19 protein-coding genes and 1 pseudogene are annotated in these 22110 nt (G+C 63.9%); 6 read left to right on the forward strand and 14 right to left on the reverse strand.

Annotated features, from left to right (window positions below; all coding sequences use genetic code 11):
* The 3 genes from ACYQ8K_RS23005 to ACYQ8K_RS23015 form a co-directional block, all read left to right on the forward strand.
* The coding region (locus ACYQ8K_RS23005; RefSeq protein ID WP_459972608.1) for a MinD/ParA family ATP-binding protein at positions 1–1182 on the forward strand (1182 nt) is incomplete at its 5' end.
* Positions 1183–1412: 230 nt separating this feature from the next.
* Entirely contained in the window at positions 1413–1691 is a 279-nt protein-coding gene (locus ACYQ8K_RS23010) for a hypothetical protein (RefSeq protein ID WP_459972609.1), read from the forward strand.
* A 78-nt stretch (positions 1692–1769) separates the two neighbouring features.
* A complete protein-coding gene (locus ACYQ8K_RS23015; protein ID WP_459972611.1) occupies positions 1770–1985 on the forward strand; it encodes a hypothetical protein in 216 nt (71 codons plus the stop codon).
* 262 nt (positions 1986–2247) lie between these two features.
* Here ACYQ8K_RS23015 and ACYQ8K_RS23020 read toward each other — a convergent pair whose 3' ends face one another.
* The 6 genes from ACYQ8K_RS23020 to ACYQ8K_RS23045 form a co-directional block, all read right to left on the reverse strand.
* On the reverse strand, positions 2248–3249 hold the full coding sequence (locus ACYQ8K_RS23020; RefSeq protein ID WP_459972613.1) for a Gfo/Idh/MocA family protein: 1002 nt from the start codon (positions 3247–3249) through the stop codon (positions 2248–2250).
* Positions 3246–4361: a Gfo/Idh/MocA family protein gene (locus tag ACYQ8K_RS23025; protein ID WP_459972615.1), complete on the reverse strand. Its 1116-nt coding sequence runs from the start codon at positions 4359–4361 to the stop codon at positions 3246–3248. Before ACYQ8K_RS23025 ends, ACYQ8K_RS23020 begins: the two co-directional genes overlap by 4 nt.
* A gap of 61 nt (positions 4362–4422) precedes the next feature.
* Entirely contained in the window at positions 4423–6378 is a 1956-nt protein-coding gene (locus ACYQ8K_RS23030) for a protein kinase domain-containing protein (RefSeq protein ID WP_459972617.1), read from the reverse strand.
* Positions 6379–6635: 257 nt separating this feature from the next.
* The gene (locus ACYQ8K_RS23035) at positions 6636–7016 is read right to left on the reverse strand and encodes a hypothetical protein (RefSeq protein WP_459972619.1); all 381 of its coding nucleotides are present in this window, start codon (positions 7014–7016) and stop codon (positions 6636–6638) included.
* Between the two features lie 297 nt (positions 7017–7313).
* On the reverse strand, positions 7314–7505 hold the full coding sequence (locus ACYQ8K_RS23040; protein ID WP_459972620.1) for a hypothetical protein: 192 nt from the start codon (positions 7503–7505) through the stop codon (positions 7314–7316).
* Positions 7506–7723: 218 nt separating this feature from the next.
* Complete coding sequence (locus tag ACYQ8K_RS23045; protein WP_459972622.1) at positions 7724–8911, reverse strand: FHA domain-containing protein; 1188 nt, start codon at positions 8909–8911, stop codon at positions 7724–7726.
* Between the two features lie 314 nt (positions 8912–9225).
* On the opposite strand from ACYQ8K_RS23045, the gene ACYQ8K_RS23050 reads away from it, so the two are divergent.
* Complete coding sequence (locus tag ACYQ8K_RS23050; protein WP_459972678.1) at positions 9226–9504, forward strand: WhiB family transcriptional regulator; 279 nt, start codon at positions 9226–9228, stop codon at positions 9502–9504.
* 262 nt (positions 9505–9766) lie between these two features.
* Here the strand turns inward: ACYQ8K_RS23050 and ACYQ8K_RS23055 are convergent, their stop codons facing one another.
* The 7 genes from ACYQ8K_RS23055 to ACYQ8K_RS23085 all read right to left on the reverse strand — a co-directional run bounded on the left by ACYQ8K_RS23055 (position 9767) and on the right by ACYQ8K_RS23085 (position 14560).
* Positions 9767–10579 (reverse strand): ESX secretion-associated protein EspG, encoded by an 813-nt coding sequence (locus ACYQ8K_RS23055; protein WP_459972624.1) that lies wholly within the window; start codon positions 10577–10579, stop codon positions 9767–9769.
* Complete coding sequence (locus ACYQ8K_RS23060) at positions 10576–11658, reverse strand: PPE domain-containing protein (RefSeq protein WP_459972625.1); 1083 nt, start codon at positions 11656–11658, stop codon at positions 10576–10578. Before ACYQ8K_RS23060 ends, ACYQ8K_RS23055 begins: the two co-directional genes overlap by 4 nt.
* A 61-nt stretch (positions 11659–11719) precedes the next feature.
* Positions 11720–12007 carry a PE family protein gene (locus ACYQ8K_RS23065; RefSeq protein WP_459972627.1) on the reverse strand — a complete coding sequence of 96 codons (288 nt, stop codon included), beginning with the start codon at positions 12005–12007 and terminating at the stop codon, positions 11720–11722.
* A gap of 26 nt (positions 12008–12033) precedes the next feature.
* On the reverse strand, positions 12034–13368 hold the full coding sequence (locus ACYQ8K_RS23070; RefSeq protein WP_459972629.1) for a hypothetical protein: 1335 nt from the start codon (positions 13366–13368) through the stop codon (positions 12034–12036).
* A gap of 118 nt (positions 13369–13486) precedes the next feature.
* Complete coding sequence (locus tag ACYQ8K_RS23075; RefSeq protein WP_459972631.1) at positions 13487–13771, reverse strand: hypothetical protein; 285 nt, start codon at positions 13769–13771, stop codon at positions 13487–13489.
* A gap of 160 nt (positions 13772–13931) precedes the next feature.
* Complete coding sequence (locus ACYQ8K_RS23080) at positions 13932–14282, reverse strand: YbaB/EbfC family nucleoid-associated protein (protein ID WP_459972632.1); 351 nt, start codon at positions 14280–14282, stop codon at positions 13932–13934.
* A complete protein-coding gene (locus ACYQ8K_RS23085) occupies positions 14279–14560 on the reverse strand; it encodes a hypothetical protein (RefSeq protein ID WP_459972680.1) in 282 nt (93 codons plus the stop codon). Before ACYQ8K_RS23085 ends, ACYQ8K_RS23080 begins: the two co-directional genes overlap by 4 nt.
* 244 nt (positions 14561–14804) lie before the next feature.
* Between ACYQ8K_RS23085 and eccA the strand changes: the two genes are divergently transcribed.
* Positions 14805–16622 (forward strand): type VII secretion AAA-ATPase EccA, encoded by a 1818-nt coding sequence (eccA, locus tag ACYQ8K_RS23090; protein WP_459972634.1) that lies wholly within the window; start codon positions 14805–14807, stop codon positions 16620–16622.
* Between the two features lie 45 nt (positions 16623–16667).
* Positions 16668–17906: pseudogene (locus ACYQ8K_RS23095) on the forward strand (MinD/ParA family ATP-binding protein); the annotation flags it as partial.
* Positions 17907–18525: 619 nt separating this feature from the next.
* Here ACYQ8K_RS23095 and ACYQ8K_RS23100 read toward each other — a convergent pair.
* Positions 18526–21969: a DUF6531 domain-containing protein gene (locus ACYQ8K_RS23100; RefSeq protein WP_459972636.1), complete on the reverse strand. Its 3444-nt coding sequence runs from the start codon at positions 21967–21969 to the stop codon at positions 18526–18528.
* Between the last annotated feature and the right edge of the window lie 141 nt (positions 21970–22110).

Consider the following 22110-nt stretch of genomic DNA (forward strand, 5'->3'; position numbering starts at 1 on the left):
CCTCCGCCCCCGCCCGGCGCGCCACCCCTGCCGCCGGGGTGGTGGCAGACTCCGCCTGCAGACCGTGCCCTCCCGCCGCCTGCAGTTCGGCCCGGCTGGGTGCCGCCTCGGCACGCTGCCCAACCGCCACCTGAATACCGTGGCGAACCGACGCCTGACTCCCAGGCCCCGCCGCCTGGGTGGGCGCCTCCGCCGCACGCCGCCGCGCCACCGCCGGGCTATCAAACGCCGCAGGCGTTTCGGGTGCCGACGTCGTTGGACGAGGCCGAGATCACCAACCGAAACCTGCATGCGCCGCAGTCCGGCTGGCGGCGGGCGGTACACAAAGCGACCGCTGGGCACGTCAACCCTGGCGGATCTCGCAAGGAGCGCCGACAGGAGAATCTGCTGGCCCAGATCCGCCAGCCCATCGCGGGCGATTTCAGGATTGCGGTGTTGTCGATCAAAGGCGGCGTCGGAAAGACCACAACCACAATGGGTTTGGGGTCTACGCTGGCGATGGTCCGCCACGATCGGGTGATCGCCGTTGACGCCAATCCGGACCGCGGCACGCTCGCCGAACGTGTTCGCGATGCCTCGACGAGATCGACGGTGCGCGACTTACTTTCAGACCCGCATATCAATCGCTACTCCGATGTTCGCAATCACACCCGGATGGCGAGCAGCCGCCTCGAGGTGCTGGCCAGCGAGCAGGATCCAGCGATATCCGAGGTGTTCGGCGAAGCTGATTACCGGCGCACGGTCGACATCTTGCGGCACTACTACAACATCATCCTCACTGACTGCGGGACGGGCATCATGCATTCGGCCATGGCCGGAGTGCTGGATCTGGCGCACACGATCGTTCTGGTCAGCTCGCCAGCCATCGACGCCGCCCGCAGCGCTTCGGCGACTTTGGACTGGTTGATGCAGCATGGTCACGCGGGCTTGGTCCGCGAGGCACACGTCGTACTGAGCGCGTCACGACCGGGGTCGGCGGCATTGAAGCTGGACAAGCTGCACGATCATTTCGCGGCGCGCTGCCGCTCGATCCACTTCATCCCATTCGACCCGCACTTGGCCGAAGGTGCCGATATCGACTTCGGACTGTTGAAACCGGCGACGTTCCAGGCTTATCTCGATCTGGCCGGTGCCGTATCGGAAAACTTCGGGCGGCTGGTGCCGTCGCGCGAGCAGAGGTAGGCCTCGAATCGTGGGCGTGCAGAACGTTGCGGCTGCTGATACCCGCGAAACCGCCTTGATCAGTGCCTTCGTGCGTGCAGAGAGCCGCCTGTGGGCGCCGGGGAATGCTCGGAAATTAACGCGAGAAGACCCCCTGCGGTTCTGCTAGCCTTTGATTTCAGGAAGAACCATCGGGAATGCCATCCGCTGGAACTCCCGAAGCGCCCGGTCCAATCGATAAGGAGAAAGAAATGGACCAAAGCAGTGGGGTAAGTGTTTCCGTTCAAGAAGCTGACCAAGCGTTAAGCGACGGGCAAGAACTCATTCACCGCATCGTCTCGCAGATGCAAGACATCGACCAGCAAACACACGCGCTGAGCAGCAGTTTTTCGGGTAATGTGCACGATCATCACCAGAGCGCGCACGCTAGCTTCCAGCAGAACATGGAAGACGTCACCCGCAGCGGCAACCAGCTGATTCATGCCGCCCAAGACGCCGTCGCCCGGATCCACGGCGCAGACCAACACTAGGAAGGGCTAGCTCAAATGTCGTACCAAATTGCAGTCGGCACTCAGACTGCCGCACAGCACCACGACTTGCTCGATGCGATGACGAAAATTGACAACATCAACCAGGAGCTGGACGACCTGGAGCACCGGTTGGGCCCCCTGATGGAGGGCCAGTCGGGTGCGGAAACCCGGACGCAGATGGCGCACTTCCGGTCCGCTGTTCAAGAGGCGGCCGATCAGCACAAGCGCGCCATTCAGCACTCGCTCGAAGGCGCCGAAGGAATCACGGCTGCCGACAACCAAGGGCTGGGTTAACCCACTGAAACCGTCTTGTGGCTCAGACAACGAATGTTGTCTGAGCCACAAGCATTTTGGGGGTCGTGTCTATCGCTCCGTAGGCGGCGCGTTCACGCTAACGCGGTGTGACGACGCATTGTGTCAGGGAATGGCGGGGCTTGACACGTTATCGCCGGACGTCGATGGCGCGCGGAGTAAATCGGCTTGTGCTGAGCACCGTTGTGCTCCAACACGACTCGCGGAGAAGCCTATATTGGCCTAGCCAATAGCTGGAGCGCGGCTAGGGCCCAGAAGTACCGGCGACTTCTTGGCCTACGGGCTGCGGTTGGCCGCTGGCCAATGCGGCCAACGCGGCGTCGATGACAGTGTTCGTGGCGTATCCGTCGTAGGCGGATGGTCCCGTGTGGGTATCGGAGGCCAACGAGGCCAGCCATGCGGCGTCCTGTGCTCGGTAGGCGCTGTGGAAGCGTTGCATCCAGGCGTCCGGTTTCGCTTGCGTCGCAACACTATCGGCGGCAGGACCGTCGGTGAGCGAGGGAAGGGCAGCGGTTCCATTTGTGCCGACGACGTCGCAGCCGATGTCATACTTCAGCCCCGGTCCGCGGCCAAGCTCCATGACGCCGAGGATGCCAGAGCGCGAGACCACAGTGAGAATGACAATCACGGTGGATCCGTCCTGGCTGGTGGTGCTTGTGGCGGATACTTCTCGGATGTCTTCGCCAGTGAGCCAGCGGAAGACGTCGATGTCGTGGGACGCGGAGCTTGTGATCAGTTCTGTTTCGTTGAATTTAATGACTGCCAATGGATTTCGGTGGCGTTGGGCGATCAGTACGGGTCTACCGATGATTCCAGAATGCAGGGTGCGGTGCAGGTGTTGGTAGTCGGCGTCGAAGCGACGCATATAGCCGACTTGCACGAGCTGACGGCCGGCATTGCGTTCAGCGTCTACCACCTGCCGCGACTGGTGCGCTGTTGTGGTGAGGGGTTTTTCGCAAAGCACGGGCAGGCGGCGTGTGATGCACGCTTGCACGATTTCATGGTGGGTATCGTCGGCGGTGGCCACCACGACAGCGTCGACGTCGGCCTTGTTCACACATTCCACTGGGTCGTAGAAAATGGTAGCGGCCGGCACCTGGGCGGCGGCGCGTTCGGCGAAAGGAACGTGGCTGTCGGCCAGCGCGCTGATCTGTGCGCGGGGTTGCAGACGGGTGAAGAACTCCAGGTGTGCGCTGCCCATGTTGCCCAGGCCGATCAGGGCAAGCCGCACCGGTGCGATGTTCATCGTCGGGATCCTGACGCCGGATCGGGTTCCGCGGCGGCCATTGGCCGTTGGTGATCAGCCACATCCGTCCAGGCTCGGCTCATGACCGAGGAGGCCACTGCGGCGTGAATCGTGGCTGCGCGCAAGCCATCTGAGAACAGCGGTAACCCTTCAGGTGGGGTGCCGGTGCGGATGGCCTCGTAGACGTCGGCGACGAACAAGTTGAAGCAGTCCTGATATCCCTGTGGATGGCCGGGGGGCAGCAACGAGTAGCGCGCGCTGCGCGGATCGAGTGCTTCCCCATCGCGCACCAGGAGCGTCTTGGCGGCAAGTGTGCCGACAAGGAGCTCGTCGGGCCGTTCTTGGTTGAACTGGACCGCGATTTGGCGGCCGTCGAAGGAGAACGACAGCTCGTTTTTGCGGCCGGGCGAGGCCTGGCTGACGACTAGGCTTCCGATGGCACCGCGGTCGGTGCGAAAGGTCACCACTGCGCCATCGTCTTGGCGCAGACCTCGGCGTGGTGCGGCAGCTTCTGTGGCGAGAACGCTGTTGATGCGGTGGCCGGTGACGAATTCGGCCAGGTCGCACCAGTGGGAACCGATGTCGGCGAAAGTCATTGAGATACCGCTTTGGCTGGGGTCGGATCGCCAGCCGGTCGGGTCGGCTTCGGCCATATGGTCTTGCAGGTAGCCGCCGTGCATCAGCCACACCGTGGCGTCCGCGATGCGGTAGCGTGCTTCGCGCACCATTGGGTAGAAGCGGTAGATGAAAGACACGGCTGCGACCGTGCGTGCCTTTTCGGCGGCTGCGACGAGTGCTGCAGCATCGGCAACCGTTGTCGCCAAGGGCTTTTCGCAAATGACGTGTTTGCCTGCCGCTAGCGCGGCGATGGTTTGCTCGAGGTGGGCATTGTTGGGTGTGCAGATGTGCACCACGTCGATGTCGTCGGCGGCGTAGATTTCTTCCGCCGTGGCCGCGCGCTCGGCCCCGAGCCGCCTGGCGGAGTCCTCGCTGCTTTTCGGTGTACTGGCGCAGACTGCGGCGAGCTGGCCGCCAGCTCGGTGGACGGCGTGTGCGTGTACCGAGCCGACCATGCCGGCGCCGATGATCGCGCTGCGTGGGGGCTGACTCACCGCTGATCTCTTTCGTGTGGGTTTATGGGTGCCGTGAATCGTATAGAACTCGGCTGGGGTATCACGGTTGTCCCGGCTCGATCACTGACACCGTGTTGTCGTGGTTGGCGGTGTAGACGATGTGTGTGGTGGGATCGACGTCTACCGCGAAGGTGTTTTTACCGATTCTTATAGCGCTGACGGTGAACGTTTTCGTGTCGATCGCCGATACAGCGTTGTCGTGGTTCGCGGTATAGAAGGTATGGATATTTGGGTCTACGGCAACGCCGTAGGGGCTGTTCCCGATGTGGATTTTGTCGATGACCTGTTGGGTTTCGGGGTTGATCACGGACGCGGTGCCCTCGGCTTCGTTGGTGACGTAGAGCGTATGGGTGACAGGGTCGACCGCGACGCCGCGTGGGTCGTTGCCGACGGGGATGGTGGCCGTGACGTTGTGGTTGCGGGTATCGATCGCCGATAAGGTGCCATCGCTGCTGTTAGCGATGTAGGCGGTGTGGGCTGCGGGGTCTACGGCGACGCCGTATGGGTTTTTGCCGACGGGGATGGTGGCGGTAACGGTGTGGCTGTCGAGGTTGATCACTGAGACGCTGTAGTCCCACATGTTGGCTACATAGGCCGCGTGGGCGACGGGGTCGATCCCGACTCCCCAGGGGTTGGTGCCCACTTTGACCGCGGCGGTGACGGCGCCGCTGGTGGTATCGATCAGTGAGACGGTGTCGTCGCGGTTGTTGGCAGTGCAGGCGGTGTGGCTAGCGGGGTCGACCGCCATCGAGACCGGGCCATTGCCGACCTGCAAGGTGGCAATGTTGGTGCGTTTGACGGTGTCGATCACCGATACAGTGCCGTCCTCGTAGTTCGCGGTATATGCGGTGTGGCCCTTGGGGTCCACGGCTACCGCCTCGGGGCGTTTGCCGACCGGAATGGTGGCCGCGATGCGCGCGATCGAGGCCGGCACCGCTGGATTTTTCGGAGGGATGGTGGCCGCAGGATTGCTGGTGTGGTTGCTGAGCCAGAGGGGCACCGCTGTTGCCGCCAGGATGACGACTGCAGCGGTGGCAAGTAGGACGATCCTGCGCTGGCGATGGGTCGGCGGATTCGCTGTGGTGGTAGCGGTTGCTTGTATCTCCGCGGCCGTGGCGCCCATGATGGAGGCGTCGCGGGGCGCGCTGGCGAGCACGCGGCGGGCGCCGGCGGCCAGCTCACCGGCCTTTGAGTAGCGGTCGCCAGGTTTTTTGGCCATCCCCCGAGCGATGACCTCGTCGAAACCGGCTGGGACACCTGGATTTTGGCTGGGTCGAGGGACTGGCGTGGTCAGGTGGGCGGCAATCAGCGCGGCCCGGTCGCTGCTTTGGTAGGGGGAGGCGCCGGTTAGGCATTCGTAGAGCACGCAAGCCAGGGCGTAGATGTCGGAACGGTGGTCGGCTTCTTCGTCAGTGAAGCGTTCCGGGGCCATGTAGGCGAAGGTGCCGATGGTGGTGCCGGCGCTGGTGAGTTTGGCGTCGGTGGCCGCATTGGCCAGGCCGAAGTCGACGAGGCAGGCGAAGTCGTCGGGCGTCAGCAGGATGTTGGCGGGTTTGACGTCGCGGTGGATTATCCGTTCGGCGTGGGCGGCGTCAAGCGCCGATGCGATCTGGCCGACGATCGAGACTGCCCGCGCGGGTTTCAACGGCCCGTGCTCGTTCAATACGGACCGCAAATCCGGGCCTGGGATCAGCCGCATATCGATAAAGAGCAGTCCTTCAATCTCGCCGTAGTTGTGGATAGGGACGATATGCGGTTCGTTGAGCCTGCCGGCGGTGCTGGCCTCTCGGAATAGCCGTTTGCGGAAACTCGGGTCAGCCGAATACGACGGCGGCAGAAGTTTCAGCGCGACGGTTCGGTTCTTATCCGTATCGAAGGCCTCATACACCTCGCCGAACCCACCGCGACCCAACAGCCGTTTCAATTGATAGGGGCCGAACTCTGAAGGCGTGCGCCGCCACTCCTGGGTGGTGGCGCCCAGCGGAGGCTCGTCCACCAACGGGGACCTCCTGGCGATCGTGCGGAGAAAACTCTCAAACCGAGTTTAGACGTCAAGCGCGAGCGCCGCGGCGATGTCGGCGGCGCCGCGCACGGTTCGTGTAAGCCGTTGAGCTCCTTATGGTCTGCGACCGGTGTCCTTGAGTTCAGATGTGCAGCCGAGTAGTCGGCCATCGCGTTGATCTCCGCATCGCAATCAATTGCGCCGTTTTCCAGAAGCTCTCGCGCGAGCCTTCCCAGCTGGCGTGCTGACGCTTAGTGCCCTTGCCCGGCGCCGCCGGCTCGGCGTCGCGCGGGGCGCGTGGGCACCGGCACCCGCCGTATTGAGGCGCCAAGGACCGCCAGAATGAGGGCCACTGGGATAAGGATCCAACCAGTGACCGTCATGGTCAGGGGTGTCCAGAAGATGTTGACGACGGCGATCGCAAACAGAATGCCCACGATAGATTCGCCGGGCTTAAGACCCATGCCGGAATCTTCGATCCAGGCCCACGTATAGAGGACAGAAGCGAAGTACACGATCGCCATGACGATCAGGAATGCCTTGACAACCCTTCCGGCTGAAGGCCTCGTTATGCGGATGGCGCGCTTGGTCGTTGGGCGCGGAGTATAGGCCTGGTACCAGCTGTAGTTCATCACCACTCCTCGCTCGTCGAGGTGTCCTGCTCGCATGCCCGCAGGGCCTCGCCCTTGGTGTGTTCACGGTCTCGTATCGCGGGGGGCGTCGGCTGTGGCGCGCTGCCAAAATGTCTGCGCTGATGCGCCTTGGTGGAAGTCGCCGAACGCCGACGACCAGGCACTGGTGGCCAAAAACACTATGCTGCCGGACGTCATGCCCACCGCGAGGCGGTGATTCCGCGACTTCTGATGTTGCTAGTCGTTGATCCAATGACTTCCGGTGCGGCTGCTGGTATTCGGGCACAACTCGTCTTGCTACATCGCGTGGTGGCCGCAGTTATCGAGGCGGGTCATGGCGTTGATCCCAACGACCACCATGCCGATGGCAACCAGCAGGATCCCTAGCGCACCGCCGATATTTGTCGTGAAAACCCTCTTTGCAGAAGCGGTCTGGCTTGGACATGCAAAGGCGATGTCGCGTCGCTGATGGTCCTGTGGGTCAGTCATGTTTCCTCGGTTCTCGTTGATACCGCTATATCGCCATGGGTTGGGGGACACGCTGTTCGCGGACCGGGCGCGCCTGGCATAGGCGCGGCCGGCCTGCGGGGCGGCCAGCGCGACGCCACGCCTTGCCCGGTTAGTACCGCCGCGTCTCGTTGGCAGCGATGGCGGTGTTTCTCAGGAATCACCGAGACCCTGCAGGATCGACACGGCGGCGGTGCCGTTTAGTTGGTCGGGCTCGTGGCTAGCTGGGCGACGAGATTCTCGATGGCCCCGGCCGCGTCGGCGGGGACGGGGCGTTCGGCTTCGACATCGCCTAAGACCGCGGGGAGTAGCCCTGCAGCGTTCGCGGCCTCTTCCAGGCTGAGTTCCGCGCGGTGGCGGGCCTCATAGAGCCGCTGACCCAACGTCGCCGATGGCGAGCGCGCCGCGCGCATCATCAGATCGTTGTAAGTGCGGCGCACTGTGCTCAGGGCTAACACGACCGATGGGCTGCCCTTGGCGGTGCGCGCGGCGGTGGCGGCGAGGGTTTCCAGTTTGTGCAGGTCAACCAGGATGCTGGTGGCCTTTGGCGTGAAGGCGGCATCGGCAGGATCGGGCAGGTCGGTCACCCGCGCGTTGATGTTGTGCATGGCGAACTCGACGGCCTCTGCCATCAGAGGTGCGTGCACGGTGTCAGTGAGCACCTCGGTCGCCTCCTCGCGCGGGCCCGCGGAGCGGCTGACGAGCACGGAAGACGGGCCGGCAACGGCGCCGGGTCCGCCCGGATCGCCACTGCGAAGGCGCGCGATCGTGCCGGGGGCCCAGTCCAACGCCTTTTCGAGCCGGGCCAGGGTGCTGCGGCGGGGCCAGCTGCGTCCCTTTTCCAACGCGCTGAGGGTTCCGGCGTTGATGATCTTGTCTCGGGCCAGGCTGCGCTGCGTGATCTCCAACTCGTTCCTGCGTGCCGCGACTGCCCGCCCGGCCCGCATGATGCCGGGATCAACGTCGCCCTCCCACCACTGTTCGGCGTCGGGGTCGGCCAGTTGGTCGACCGCGACGACTTGCATGGCTTCGGCCGCATCGCTGGGCGTGAGCACGACTGGGATCCCGGCGGGATCCCCGAGGTGCACGGTGGTGGCGCCGCTGATGAGCACCGAGCTGCGACGTATTCCATCGACATAAAGGCCGTTGGTGCTCGTGTCGATGGCCTGCCAGCCCTCCGCCCGTGGCTCGAGGCGAACGTGCCAGCGCGAAATTCGATCGTCGGCGAGCCGCACCGCTGCCCCGCTGTCCCGACCGATAACGGCTACGCCGTCGGCGGGGCACAGGGTGCAGGATTGCCCTTCAACGTGGACGGTCAGCGTCGTTGACCCGGCGTGTTCGGCTGCCACTACTGACTCTCCTCGGCTACGACTTGCGCTGCTCGCCACAACCTTCCCCGAACAGCTCCACCAGGATGCTACACCTTTTCTGCGGCGCCTTAGCAAGGTGCCTCACCATGTTTCCAGGTCGGGGGATGACGGTCTCGCGCCTGCGTCGCAGCTCTACCGCGTATGCGTCCATTTCCCGAGGCTGCGTCGCGTCACCGCAGAGCAGAGCCGCCCAGGCCGCGGGCCACAGCTGCCACAACTAAATCGCTATAGGCACGTATTAAATGTTGCACTATGCCGCAATGCACAGCTATAGTCATCGCATCGAAGCGATCGCTCGCATCGAAAACGGAGGGAAAGCGATGACTGTAGCTATGGCGCCGCCCGAAGACCCCACCCGCGAGTCGATTCCGGCATGCACCAGAGATCCCGATCGCTGGGCTACCACCGATCCCGACCCGGGCGCCGTGGCGCTCTGTCGGGTGTGTCCGCGGCGGTGGGAGTGTGCACGCGATGCATGCCAGACGCCGGCCATCGAGGGATTATGGGCCGGCGTGGTGGTTCCCGAGTCTGGGCGTGCGCGTGCCTTCGCACTGCGCCGATTGCAGTCGCTTGCCGAACACGGCGGTCAGGCACCGCGCCCCAGAACATGATTCGTCGCAAGGTCAGTGCACATCAGGTGGTCGATCTCGATGCGCGAGCGTTGCCATCCCCTACATTGATGCCAGCCGGCCATGGGCGGCCCGTGGGCGGATCCCCGCTGACTCTCAACCAGCGAGTCCAGTAACCCTTCGGTTAACAGTCGCTTCTTCCCCAGTCATATGCTTCCGGTCGCCGCGGCGACCATCCGGGCGCCTGTGGTCCTCCGTCGAACGCCAACGGTCCCAGGGGCTCTGGGAATGGGGACGGTGCGATCTAGTCGGCTTCCCACGCTTCGTGTGACAACTCGACAAGTTGCCTGATCGCTTGAATCAACGCGTGATCCGAGCCAGGCTTCAGAGTGCTCCAAAGCTGTCCGGTGGGCGATGCACTGGGCGCGCCGACGATTCGGCCTCGCTTGGTGTAGAACACCCCAACGGCCGCCGGACGCCGAGTCAGGCGATCCTGGTCGCTGTCCAGCGCATAGTAGACGGTCTCGGCGAAGGCGACGCGCGAGGCGAGCGCTGAACCGAGCACCATCGCCGTGCGGGGGTCCGCTCCCAACGTCCGGATCCGGTCAGCTAGCTGCGCTGAATCGTGCGTCCCCAACAACTTGTGGCCGATGGTCTCCAGCGGCGCACCCACTGGCGAGATCTGGGCCGCCTCGGCGCGCGGGATCTCGCCGACCAACGCCCGGGATGCCGTCGCGAGGTCGGGGCTGCCGGCGAGCATCCGCAGCAAGATTTCGTCGTTCACGCGTCGCGCCAACACCGCCGAGTTGCCCCGGCGCACAACCGATATTCGGGCGATGCCCTCGGGAGTAACGAATCGCGTCGCCAACTCCCGATCCGGCCTGCGCAATGCCTGCAGCAGGGGTACCAGGCCGGACGAGACGGCACCGTCGACGATGAGCCCCCGGCCGACAAGGCCAGCGGTCGCGCGATCGAACGCTTCGGTGAGAGCATCAACGGTGCCGTATCGGCGGCGCACGCCGAGCACTACCGGAAATTCCTCTATTCCGACCCGAGCACCGATCACCTGCAATTCATCTTCGGTGACGACGTACTGCGGAGCGAGCGCTGTGGTCACAGGGTTGCCTCGTGGTCGTCGCCGATGACCGGCGGTGAGACCCAGCGATCGGACACTTGCTGCAGTGTCCGTTGCGGCTCGTCCGCGAATCCCTCTGGCGCAGCCGGTTCGGGTGCCGCAAGGTCGTCGAAGATTGCGGTGTTGGGTCCCCAGCTCACATTCGAAACCGTGAACGGCGAGTCGTTCTGCTGAGCTGCCGGCAGCCAGGACTGACCCGCCTCCGACAGACCTGCGCCTGGCTCCCCAGCGCCTTCCAACGAAGCGGCCGGGCGGATCGACTCGTGCTCACGCCCCTCGCTCTGACCACGTCCCATGGCGCCCATCGGACCGTAGCCACCGCCGCGTCCCATCCCAGCGCCGCTGCCACCGCCAGTACTGCTGGTAAAGCCCGTCTTCTTCAGCTGTTTGGGCTCATCGCTAGTCTTGACGAGGTTCGCGGTTGCCGGCGTCAATTGCCGCGCCGCGCCACCACCGCCACCGCCGCCGTGGCCTTTGCCGCCGGACTTGGTATTCTTCTCGGCCTTCAAGGCGTCGCCGTTAGTGACCTGTGGCGGCGGCACCTGCTCCCACGGCTGGGCCATTTCGGCTACAGCGTCTTCGTAGCGGTTCATCACCGCGGCGGCGTCCGCCTGGTTGGCCGTGGCAGCCTCGTCCAGCTGGGCAAATGAGCCCGTGAGGATCGCGCCGTTGTACGCCGACAGTGCGGACGCCATCTCCTGCGCGGCTCTGGCCTCTACCGCCTCGGAAACGGTCGGCATCGACAGGATGGCGCTGGTATTGGCGACGGCGGCCTCTTCGATCCGGCGTCCGTTCGCGGCCGCGCCGAGGCTGGTTGCCTGCAGCCATCTACCAAAGTCCTGCAGCCTGCGGGCTACGGCCGAGGAGGCTTCGCTTTCCCACGAATGCTGAAGGCGCTCAAGCAGTTTGTCGTAATCTGCAGAAATCTTGGCGAACTCGCTGGCTACTCGGATCCATGCGGCGCCCGCTTCGCCGATCGAGGCGGGGCCAGGTCCGGTCGTGAGATCGCGCGCCAGCTGTTCTGTGCTGCGTGATTCCCACACAACATTGGTAAATCCCACGTAAGGCCCCCCTTCACAGTCTCATTCAGCCAATGCGGCATACCCCACCAATCTGAATGCGTCAGGCTAGGTCTGCGTTTTCGATCCGCCCGGAGTGCGACCGCAGCGCAGCCGCCGCTTCATGGAGTTCGTTGGCTCCTTGGTCTGCCACCTTCGTGAATGCGTCGTGCACTTGGTTGGCCGTCTGGGCAACCCGCTGTGACACCTCATCATGGCCCGACGCGACTGCGGACAGGTGGGGCTTTTCGGTGTCCATGACGTGCTGAATCCGGTCCGCGAGTTCATCGAGTTGCTTGCTGACGTCGTTGACGCCGGCGGGCTCGAAAGACACACCTCTGTTATCGGCCATTGTGGCCTCCTTACTGTGATTGCTCTCTAGATCTGCAGCTTGACGTCCGGGTCCGTATTGGGGTCGGCTTCCCCGATCACCGGCGGGCTGGCGCTTCCGAGGTCCCCGACGATCTCGCCGCCTTGATCGGTGGTGTGCAAAAACGACGCCGTGGTGTGGTTACCGCTCCCCGCCCCGGCCTTGCCTGCATGCTGACCACCGCCCATCATTCCGGCGCCGCCCATTCCCGCACCGCCCGTCCCGGCCGTGCCGACTGCGGGCCGTGCGATCGAAGTCGACGTCACCGCTGCGGCGCTTTCGCGCTGGATCATCGGCGAGGCCGGTACCGCGCGTGCGGGCGTGGTGGCACCCAGCGCGCCACCACCGGCGCCGCCGCCACCCACCGCGTGCGTCGCCGCGCTCACCAAGCGCGCGCTGTTCCCAGCCATATTGGCGGCGGCACCCGCGCCGGCCCCGCCGGCGCCCTTGCCCACCGACGAGATCAGCGAGGTGCCTGCCTGGAGTCCGGCCTGCATGCCCTGCATGCCGACCGACATCGGCAGCATGCCGACCGACATCGCCGGCGAGATCAAGCCGCTGCCCACCGACATCATGGAGCTCATCAGGCCGCTGGCCATCTGAGGAAGTTGGCTGGCGGCCTCGACCGGAGCACCGGTCGCGGCGGTGGCACCCGCCTCGGCGGTCAGGGTGCTCTCCAGTTCTGTCACGATCGCTGTCGCACGAGCGGCCGTCCGGTTGGCCGACTCGACCATGTTGGCCCCGGTCCACGGCAAGCCACCCGCCAGGGCGGACAGCTCGTCCTGGCCTTGCTGGATGGCCTCGATCAGCCGCGCGTACCCCTGCGAGGAGTCCGCCGCCGCGGTGGTGTAGTGGCCGGCCAGCCCGGCGGTCTGTCCTGCGGTCGCAGCCCCGTGGGCCAGGGTCTGACCGGTGTGCGCGGCCATCTGGCCCGCGGTATTGCCGGCCCAGCCGCCGCCACCGCCGGTGCCCTGCATCATCGAACCCATTGCCGACTGGAGGCCGCCGGCGGCCTGCTGGAATGCCTGCCCGATGCTACTGGCGAACTGTGACGGGTTGATCCCCTGGAAAATGCCGTTACCGACGGTGCCAAGCAAGTCGGTGGCCGGCTTGAGCATCCCGCCGATCAAGTTGTTCCCGCCCCCGCCAAGGCCCGAGGCCCCGGTGAGCTCAGCGGGCTGCCCACCTCCGGATGGAAAGAAGTCCTGCGGGCTGACATTGGGCAGCTGGCCCATGTGAAATTGGTTCAGAATGTCTTGGACCGGCCGGTTCAACCAGTCCTGCAGTTGCCCCTCCAGCGCATCGGAGATCGGGCCGTGGTCGAAGTTCGGCGCTCCTGGCACTCCATGCCCGGGGACTGCTGCGGCTGGAGCTATCAATTCCCCCGCGCCCGGCTGACCGGGCGGCATCGCCGGACCAGGCGATCCTTCGCTGACCATCGTGCACGTCCTAGAGAGGGCGCTAAACGCTGTCGCGGGCGATGAAGGTGCTCTGAGCTGCCGTGGTCGCCGCTCCCAGCATGCCGTGCGTCGCGGCGTTCAGCAGTCCGCTGCCGCAGTTAGTCGTCATCGTCTGCACGACTTGCGGAATCATGTTCCCTACCGCCAGCGGTCCCAGGGGCATGCAGAATCCGGAAACGAGCGCCGGGGTGGCCGCCGAGTACGCGCTGGTGATGCCCGCGCTGGCGCCCTGGAAGCTGCCCGTGAGCGCTGTCGTGAACGCGGGATCCAGTGAAAAGTCCGCCATGTTCTGTCCTTTTACTCGCGCCGCTCGGCGGCTGAAGTTGATATCGCTAAATATAACCCGTCGTTGAGTGGGGTATACGCACAAATTCTAGGGCGGCCACTCCCATTCCGCCGACCGGCGGCGGAATGAGCTGAAGGCATCTGACCAGTGCCGCCGCCGACTACTCGGGCTGGATGACCGTGCCATCCCACCGCGTCAGTGGAGCTTTTTGAAACTCCTCCATCCGGGAGGTGAATTCTTTGAGCAGGAAGGCGTACCTCTCCATGGCCAGGCGGGCTGCCTCTTGTGCGGTGTCAATGATCAACTTGGCCAGAACGTCGGCGTCCAAGCGAGTGGCCGGGGGACCCAGCCACAACCCAGTCAGGCTGCCCAAGCCGTTGACCTCTGCGCTTACGGAACGGTCCTTGCTGGTCACCCGCGCGGAGATGGACTTGGTTTCCTCGGTCATCGACTGCAAAAGATCACGCTGTTTGATAACCCGTTCGATCAATGAGTGCGCCAGGCTGGTCATACCGACCTCATAAAGGTAGCCGGCGGTTCGTCGTCATCGCCGCCGTACACCAGCTCTTCGGCTCGAGCCAGATCCTCGTCGGTCGGCAGGCCGATTTCTCGGATCACCGTAGCGTTGTACCCCTGCTCCGCTAACCCTCGGCGGAACGCCACCTGAGCTCGTGTGGCCGAGAGCTGGCACAGCGCGAGGATCTCGTCGGCCAGATCCTGGGGCCGTCTGCGCAGCTCCCTCGGGTTGATCTTGAGCGCGGTGGGCAGACCCCGCTCGTTGGTCAACACCGATATGGTGCCGCGCCGGGAAACGACGGGCTTTTGCGGTGCTTGTTGCGGCCGATTTTGTGGCTTCTGTGCCATGCACACCTCGCTGAACTCGCCCCGATGCAACCCACCGTGCCGGCGAAAATTCGCATCGTGCCGGGCCCCCCCAACTTAGTACACTTCGATTAGCGCTGCTGAGGATCTGTGAGACGATTCAGCCGTAAAGCGCCGCAGGTGGGGCACCAATAGTGAGGACTATCAACGGATGAGTGGCATTAGGGACGCCCAGCGAGTCTTCGACGCCGGCGTGCTGTCACTCGGAATTCCGATCGACGGACTCGAGACGGACCGCGATGCCCATTACGCGGCGTTGGCATTCAAACGAGCCACCGAGTACGACCCGGAGATGAGTGACGCTTGGCTGGGTCGCGCCGCAGCAGGGGACACCAGTCCCGAGGTCATCTACCACCTGTACCGCACGGCAAAGTCGAACCTGTCCCGTGAGCAGCGTCGGCTCGGGTTAGCCAGACGCGCGTTGAGCGCACGTTTTCAGACTGGCCTCTATTTGGATTACACGCTTAGCTCGTTGACCGAGGTTCACCTGGCGTACGCAGCGAGCATGATCCAGGGCAAGGATTTCGACGAGGCCGAGGCAGTGCTGGACGAGCTGGACGTGATGCGGCGGTCGATGCCCGGCGGCGATGCCGAATCTGCGGAAATCTGCGCGTACGTACGCGGCGTGCTGCACTTCACGACGCAGCGTTGGCCGGACGTCTTGGTCGCGTTGGCCAACTCGGCGTCCTTCGAGGATGAGTACATCGCCGCGGGCGCGAACCTCATGGTCGGTTCGGCATGCGCGCAGATGGGACTTTTCGGCGAAGGAATCCGGCGCCTCGAACAGGCGATAGAGGGCCCGATCCCGGCCGCGCGGCGGGCCGCCGAGTTCTGTAAAGGGTTGACGCTGCGTGAGATGGGCAAGGAACCCGAGGCCCGCACGATCTTCGAGCGGATCTACAGCGAAGAGCCGGGATTCGAAGCAAATGCCGCCGCCCTGCACGACCCGAAGTACCGGCTGATCATCACCAACAAAGAAGCCATCGACAGTCGCACGAACAAGTGGGATCCCAGCACCGCGAAGAGCCCCGACGATTTCGCCGCCGATAACGTCAGTGAACGCGGCAATGAGTACCTACGTGCCGCCGAAGCCGAACTGGAACGTCAAGTCGGGTTGGCCGAGGTCAAACTTCAGGTGGCCAAGCTGCGCTCGGCCGCCAAATTGGCCAAGGTCCGCGGCGACAAAGGTTTGAACGCCGCGGCGCGCAGCCTTCACCTTGCCTTCACTGGTCCACCGGGGACGGGTAAGACCACGATCGCTCGCGTAGTGGCGCAAACCTATTGCGGCCTAGGGCTTCTCAAGACGCCCGCGGTGGTCGAGGCCAAGCGCCAAGATTTTGTCGGCGAGCATTTGGGAAGCACGGCAATCAAAACATCCGCGCTGATCGATACCGCGATGGACGGCGTGCTTTTCATCGATGAGGCCTACACGCTGATACAAACCGGGCTGTCCGGTGGAGATGCGTTCGGCCGGGAAGCGGTAGACACCCTGCTCGCGCGCATGGAGAACGATCGAGAGCGGTTAGTCGTGATCATCGCCGGATACGACGCCGAGATCGATCGCTTTCTCGCCGCGAATGAGGGCTTGTCATCCCGGTTCAGCAAGCGAATCCGATTCCCTTCCTACAGCCCACTGGAATTAGGGGATATCGGTCGGCTGATTGCGAAGTCGCGAGATTCTGAGTTGACCGAAGCGGCGTACGACGAATTGGTTGCCACTTGTCGGACCCTGTGTGAGAGCGAGTCATTGGATCACAGCGGTCAGGTTCGCCGCCGCATTGACCTCGCGGGTAACGGGCGGTTCGTCCGCAACGTCATTGAAGCTGCCGAGGAGGAGCGCGAATATCGGCTCAGCGAGGATCATGGCTCCGGACTCGAGAATCTCGATGAAACCGAGCTGATGCGAATCGAGGCCGGCGATATGACCGCGGCCCTCAAGAACGTGCTCGGCATGCTGAGCCGAAGCTGACGTGGGACATCGGAGCGAGAAGTGACCGAGTTCGTCCACGGCCGCCCCGACGCGCGCTCTGAGCCGTCTGCGATGGAGGCGGATACCGCCCCGCTGCGTCTTCCGCCGACGGCCCCTTACGAGCACCAGCCGAATCCCAGCGAGGCACCGGAATTCACGCACGGCGCGCAATCGCCCGCGCCGCCCCCGCCACCTCCCCAGCCATGGACTCCGCACATGGTCTACGGGCAGCAGCACGGCGGAGGGCCCGCGATGCCGCCTGTGCCGCCGCCTCCGCCACCTCCCGCCCAACCGCCGGTTGCGACTCCGTTCACTAATGCTGATCCGCGGCACTCGGGCGGTGGCCCGGCCCAAATGCCGTCGTACAACGAACTCGGGTTGGTGCGCCGCGCGAAACCTCTGCCGCAAGCCGGATGGCGGAAAGCGGTGCACCGGATGACGGGGCTCAATCCGGGTGAGTCGGAGAAGGAGACGAGGCGCGGCGCGCTCATCATGCGTGTGAATCAGCCGGTGCGCGGCGACTACAGCATTGCGGTGCTGTCTCAGAAAGGCGGCGTCGGAAAGACCACGACGACCGTCGGGCTGGGCGCGACCTTCGCAGCCACCCGCGGTGACCGCGTGATCGCCGTCGACGCGAATCCCGACTTCGGCACGCTCGCGCAACGGGGTCCAGACCAAAGCCGGTCCACCGTCCGGGACCTGTTGTTGGACGAGAACATCTATCGCTACTCGGATATTCGGCGCCATACGTCGCAGAGTTCGAGCCGATTGGAAATCCTTGCCTCCGAGCGGGATCCGGCTACCTCGGAGGCGTTTTCCGAAGCCGACTATCGAGGCGTGATCCGGCTGCTGCAACGCTTCTACAACATCATCCTCACTGACTGCGGTACCGGGATGGTGCATTCCGTCATGAAGGGCGTTTTAGACGAGGCCGACGCGATCATTCTCGTTGCATCACCGGCGATCGACTCCGCGCGTAGCGCACTGGCGACCCTGGATTGGCTTGAACACCACGGGTATCCGCACCTGGTACCGACGGCGACGGTGGTGGTCAGCGCGGCCCGTCCCGGCACGATGTCGCTCGACGTCGACATCCTGGCGAAGCATTTCCTCACGCGCGTTCGCGCCTTCCACGTCATTCCGTTTGACGACCATCTGGCACAGGGCTCGGAAGTCATCCTCGACCTGATGTCGCGGAAAGCCCGCCAAACCTTCCTGGAGTTGGCCGCGACGATGGCCGACGGTTTCGCGAGCAAACGGAGCGAACGCGTCGGGCCGGCTTAACGCTCGCGGACTGTCGTCGCTAATGCGTCGTAAGCTTCAGCACCTGGTTGGTGTGTAGAAATCCGTCACGTAAGTGTTGCGATCCGTATCGTTGGCGGCGTCAACCACCACACGTCTCCTCTCGGATGACACCGCGAGATCAGTTGTCCATGTCGTCATCCGAACGTTTCCTGTCACGAAACAGGATAAGGTTGCGCCTGTACGAATTTCGCAGGATCGCACAAGCGGTGATCAAAGAAAACATCAAGCCCGACGTCCAATTCAGCGGTGCGGGCACGAAAAACCCGCCGATACAGGCGACAAGGAGCCCACACCGGGCGAAGCTCCGCTCAACAGCGCGGTTGCCTGAGGGTGACGCCAGGGGCGCAAGAACGCCGACGAACGCGACCCCAAGAGCAATCGGGTGAATATGCATCGCGCTAATCCCGTTGTAGCTGAACAGTTTTCGAGCGCTCAGACTCGCTGATGAAGGCCGAGCTGCCGCACGGCAACGCACCGACGAATGCACCATGCGGCCCCGTGGCAGCTAGACGTGCTCCAGCGCCAAATTGCGCGAAACCACCAAACGGGCACGCGATGGTCCGGACTGACCACGATTTGATTGCCGTCTCCGAGCAACTCACCGCAGACCATATTGGTTGAGGCGCGACGGGGCTTCGAATAACGGTGTGCCACGGCTCGGACTTGGGCGGCTCGAGCGATAGGAATTGACCTCAGAGCCTAGGTCTAAAGCGGCGGGGGTCAAGAAGCGACCGTGGGCAGGGTCGTAGTAACGATCTAGCGTGTAATGCAAGCCGGTCTCGGCGTCGTGATACTGCCCAGGGTAGCGCCAGGGCGTTCCGCTCCCGGTCCATTGAACGAGGCCGAGTCTGGTCATACTTGTAATCTCTCCGGCGATTTGCCCGGTGGCGATATCGATCAGGGCAACAGGGATGCCTGCGTGGTCGCGGACGATCGCATAGGCCTGGGTGTTCGTGTCGTTTTGAGCTCGGCGCTGCGATTTGGGACCTGCGCCGAGGTTGAGCTCGCCCGGACGAAGTGTTTGAGACGGCCCGGGCTCATCGGGCCCGTCGGAATGTAAGCCGACGCTGCGAATTTGGTTCTGCGGCGTCGCCAAACCCGGCAGGTAAGACCAGGTGACCACCTCGGTAGGTGCTTTATCGTCGCCGGTGGTCGTGACCTGCTCGATCAGATGCAGGCCGGACCAACTGAACCGGATAGTTTGGTCAGGCCCGGTTTTCGCGATTCGCCGACCCGCCGGGTCATAGGTGTACCGATAGATTTGTCCGTCGGCGGTTGTGACAGTGCGTAGCCGATCCCAGGCATCCCATTGGTAATCCCAGGTTTCCGGTTCACCGTCTTCCCGCACACGGCTCGTGTGGATCAGCCGGCCTGCGGCGTCGTAGCGACAGCGGAAGTGTCCATCGTCAATAAGACGCATACCTTCGTAACGCCATGGCAGGGTGTCGTGGGCGTCGGCATTGATTGCGGTAGTCACGTTGTCGGCGGCATCGAAGAAGGTGGTTTCGGTAGTTCCGTCGAAGGCGGTACGAGTCATAGCCCGGCCAGACGGGTCGACCGTGTGGCGAACCGGAATTCCCAGCACGGCGACCGCCGGGTCGGCTGGTCCCGCAACAACGACCAAAGAGCCGCTGGCATCGTAGGCGTAATCGGCAGCGGCGACTAGTTTCTCCTCGGCGCGGTGGCCGCTCAGGTCGAGTAGTGACAGATCCCGAACTCCGGCGATCACCGAACGGCACGTCAACCGTCCCGCCGAGTCATAGGTTGAATCGATTGCGGTGCTTCCATACTGGTAACGCGTCAGGCGCCCATTGGCGTCTGTGGTGATATCGCAGCGCCGACCCGCAACCGACAATGCCTCGACCGCGCCGCTGGCGTCGTAGCCGAAAACGGTGTCCACACCGGAGGGGCTCGTCAACGTGGTGAGATCACCGGCGACGTCGAACGTGCTGAGCACAGCGCGCCCGTCGATGTCCTCTTTGATGACGCGCCCGATTGGATCCCGAGTGAAGGCGACTGTCGCCCAGGGCATCGATATACCGGCAGTCCGCCCTGCGCGATCGTAGCGGTAGCCAATGCGTTCCCCGCTGAACAGCTCGGCGCTACGGTCGGATTGCTCTGTCATGACACCGCTTGACTCGGAGGTCAACCGCCCCGCTAGGTCGTAGCTGTAGCTAACGGTTTGACCTTCACCGTTAGCGCGTGATGCAAGTCGTCCGGCGCGGTCGTAGCCGTAAGTAGTTGTCGCGCCGTTGAAGTCGGTCTCTGAAACCAGTTGTCCGTCGGCGCCGTAGCAGTACGTCCACATTGCTCCGGCCGGATTCGTTACCGACGCCAGCCGTCCCGCACGGTCATAGTCGTAGCGAGTGTGCGCGCCGGTAGCGTCGATGCGCGCGGTCATCAAGCCCGCGGTCCCGTACTCCCAGCGAGTGGTCGCTCCCGCCGCATCGGTGTGGGCAATCCGATTGCCCTGACCGTCGTACGCCCACGATTGAGCCGCTCCGTCCGGGCCGGTTCGAGATACCAAGCGGCCTTCGCCGTCGTAGTTGAAAGTGGTTGCCGAGCCTGTCGCGTCGATGATCGCGGTGACTCGCCCGAAATCGTCATAGCCGATCTGGTTGTGTTTACCCAGGGCGTCGGTCAGCACGATCGGTAGCCCGGCGGGATTGCAATGGATGTCGACCCGCCTGCCCATCGGGTCGATAGTCGCAGCAACTGCGCCTGTGGGGTGGTACTCCCATCGCCAGACCTCGCCGGCGGCATCGCGCGTCGCGATCTGGTTTGCCTGCCCGTCGTACTCGTAGAGGGTTTCCGCTTGGTCCGGTCCCACCAATCGAGCCGGGAGTCGCTGTTCCTCGATGGCGCTGTACGCGATCTGGGTCTTCGCACCCAGCGGGTCGGTCACCTCGGCCAGGTCGCCGTCCGGGGTGTAGACAAAGCGAATCATTCCGCCGGCGGCATCGGTCACGTTCAGCGGGTCGCGACGGGCGTTGAAGTCGGCGCGGATGACGCGCCCCATTGGATCCGCCATCGCGCGCGGCCTCAGATCGGCATCGAACCCGTATACCGTTGTGGCACCAGTGGCATCGGTGTAGCTGCTGATGCTACCGGTGTTGTCGCGATCTTGCCGATAGGTAAAAGTCCCGCTTAAAGACTCATCATCGAGCTTTTGAGTGATCACCCGCCCCGCCGCATCATAAGCGTTGGTAGAGACCAGACCATTGGCGTCGGTCAGCGCGACCATCCGCTGGGCACTGTCGTAGCTGAATCTCCTCGTAGCACCGGCCGCGTCGGTGACGGAGATCAAATTCTCATCGGCGTAGCCGAATTGCCGCAGCACCGTACTTGAGGTGGCAGCGGCGATGGTGTAACGACGGATTCGGCGTTGGTCGCAGTCAACTCCGATTCGGTATCCGCCCGAGTGCTCGACCGCCGAAGGCATACCGGAGTTGTTGTAGGTAAACAAGATTCGGTTGCGATGCGTGTCGGTGATCGCCGAGATGAATAGCATTCCCGAAGCGAGGTCGACGCCACCTAGGTGAGGTTTGGGCTCGAAGTGGTAGACCAGCGCTCCAGTCGGCGAGCTGAGCCGGTAACCGCCACTCGGCGTGCTCCGTAGCCGCCATGATCGCCCCACTCGCGCGACACTGGGTTCCTCGTCAACGGGGTGGTCAAACGCCAAGATCGCACCGTCGGCGCCGATCGTGATGACGGAATCATCGGCGATCACGACGCGGGTGTCGAACGTGCATGCCCACGACGCGCCGAACCACATACCGTGGCGGAAGCCAGAGCGGTGGGTGCGGGTCAACCTCAACGGCAGCACTCCGGGCAGCGCGACATCCGTTGCAGGCAAGACATATTCACCGGTCGCCATGTCGACGTGCCGGCCACACATACTGCGGTCTACCGACTCCTGCGAAGCGGCGGGGTCCTTAGCTTGCTCTGCGATATCGGCATTGGATGAGTGCGCCGGCCGCGTGTAGTCGCCACCGGTGGTATCACCGGATCGGTGAACACTCGAAGGGCCCGGATCCGTCACGGCAAATACCTCGGTGGAAGCCAACTGAGCCGGCGCAAGGACCCGCGGCTAGTAGCTGGAAACCGCGCGGTGCTTGCGGCCTGCTTAGCGTCGCCACACTGCCAGACCGAAATACGTGCGGAAGTTCTCATGAGTTACCTC

Source organism: Mycobacterium sp. MUNTM1 (assembly GCF_054660795.1).

Excerpts from the sequence above, each read along its gene's own strand:
- ACYQ8K_RS23015 (WP_459972611.1), top strand. The coding sequence starts at position 1,770 with ATGACGAAAATTGACAACATCAACCAGGAGCTGGACGACCTGGAGCAC.
- ACYQ8K_RS23035 (WP_459972619.1), bottom strand. The coding sequence starts at position 7,016 with ATGAACTACAGCTGGTACCAGGCCTATACTCCGCGCCCAACGACCAAG.
- eccA (WP_459972634.1), top strand. The coding sequence starts at position 14,805 with ATGAGTGGCATTAGGGACGCCCAGCGAGTCTTCGACGCCGGCGTGCTG.
- ACYQ8K_RS23040 (WP_459972620.1), bottom strand. The coding sequence starts at position 7,505 with ATGACTGACCCACAGGACCATCAGCGACGCGACATCGCCTTTGCATGT.
- ACYQ8K_RS23080 (WP_459972632.1), bottom strand. The coding sequence starts at position 14,282 with ATGACCAGCCTGGCGCACTCATTGATCGAACGGGTTATCAAACAGCGT.
- ACYQ8K_RS23075 (WP_459972631.1), bottom strand. The coding sequence starts at position 13,771 with ATGGCGGACTTTTCACTGGATCCCGCGTTCACGACAGCGCTCACGGGC.
- ACYQ8K_RS23050 (WP_459972678.1), top strand. The coding sequence starts at position 9,226 with ATGGCGCCGCCCGAAGACCCCACCCGCGAGTCGATTCCGGCATGCACC.
- ACYQ8K_RS23010 (WP_459972609.1), top strand. The coding sequence starts at position 1,413 with ATGGACCAAAGCAGTGGGGTAAGTGTTTCCGTTCAAGAAGCTGACCAA.
- ACYQ8K_RS23020 (WP_459972613.1), bottom strand. The coding sequence starts at position 3,249 with ATGAACATCGCACCGGTGCGGCTTGCCCTGATCGGCCTGGGCAACATG.
- ACYQ8K_RS23065 (WP_459972627.1), bottom strand. The coding sequence starts at position 12,007 with ATGGCCGATAACAGAGGTGTGTCTTTCGAGCCCGCCGGCGTCAACGAC.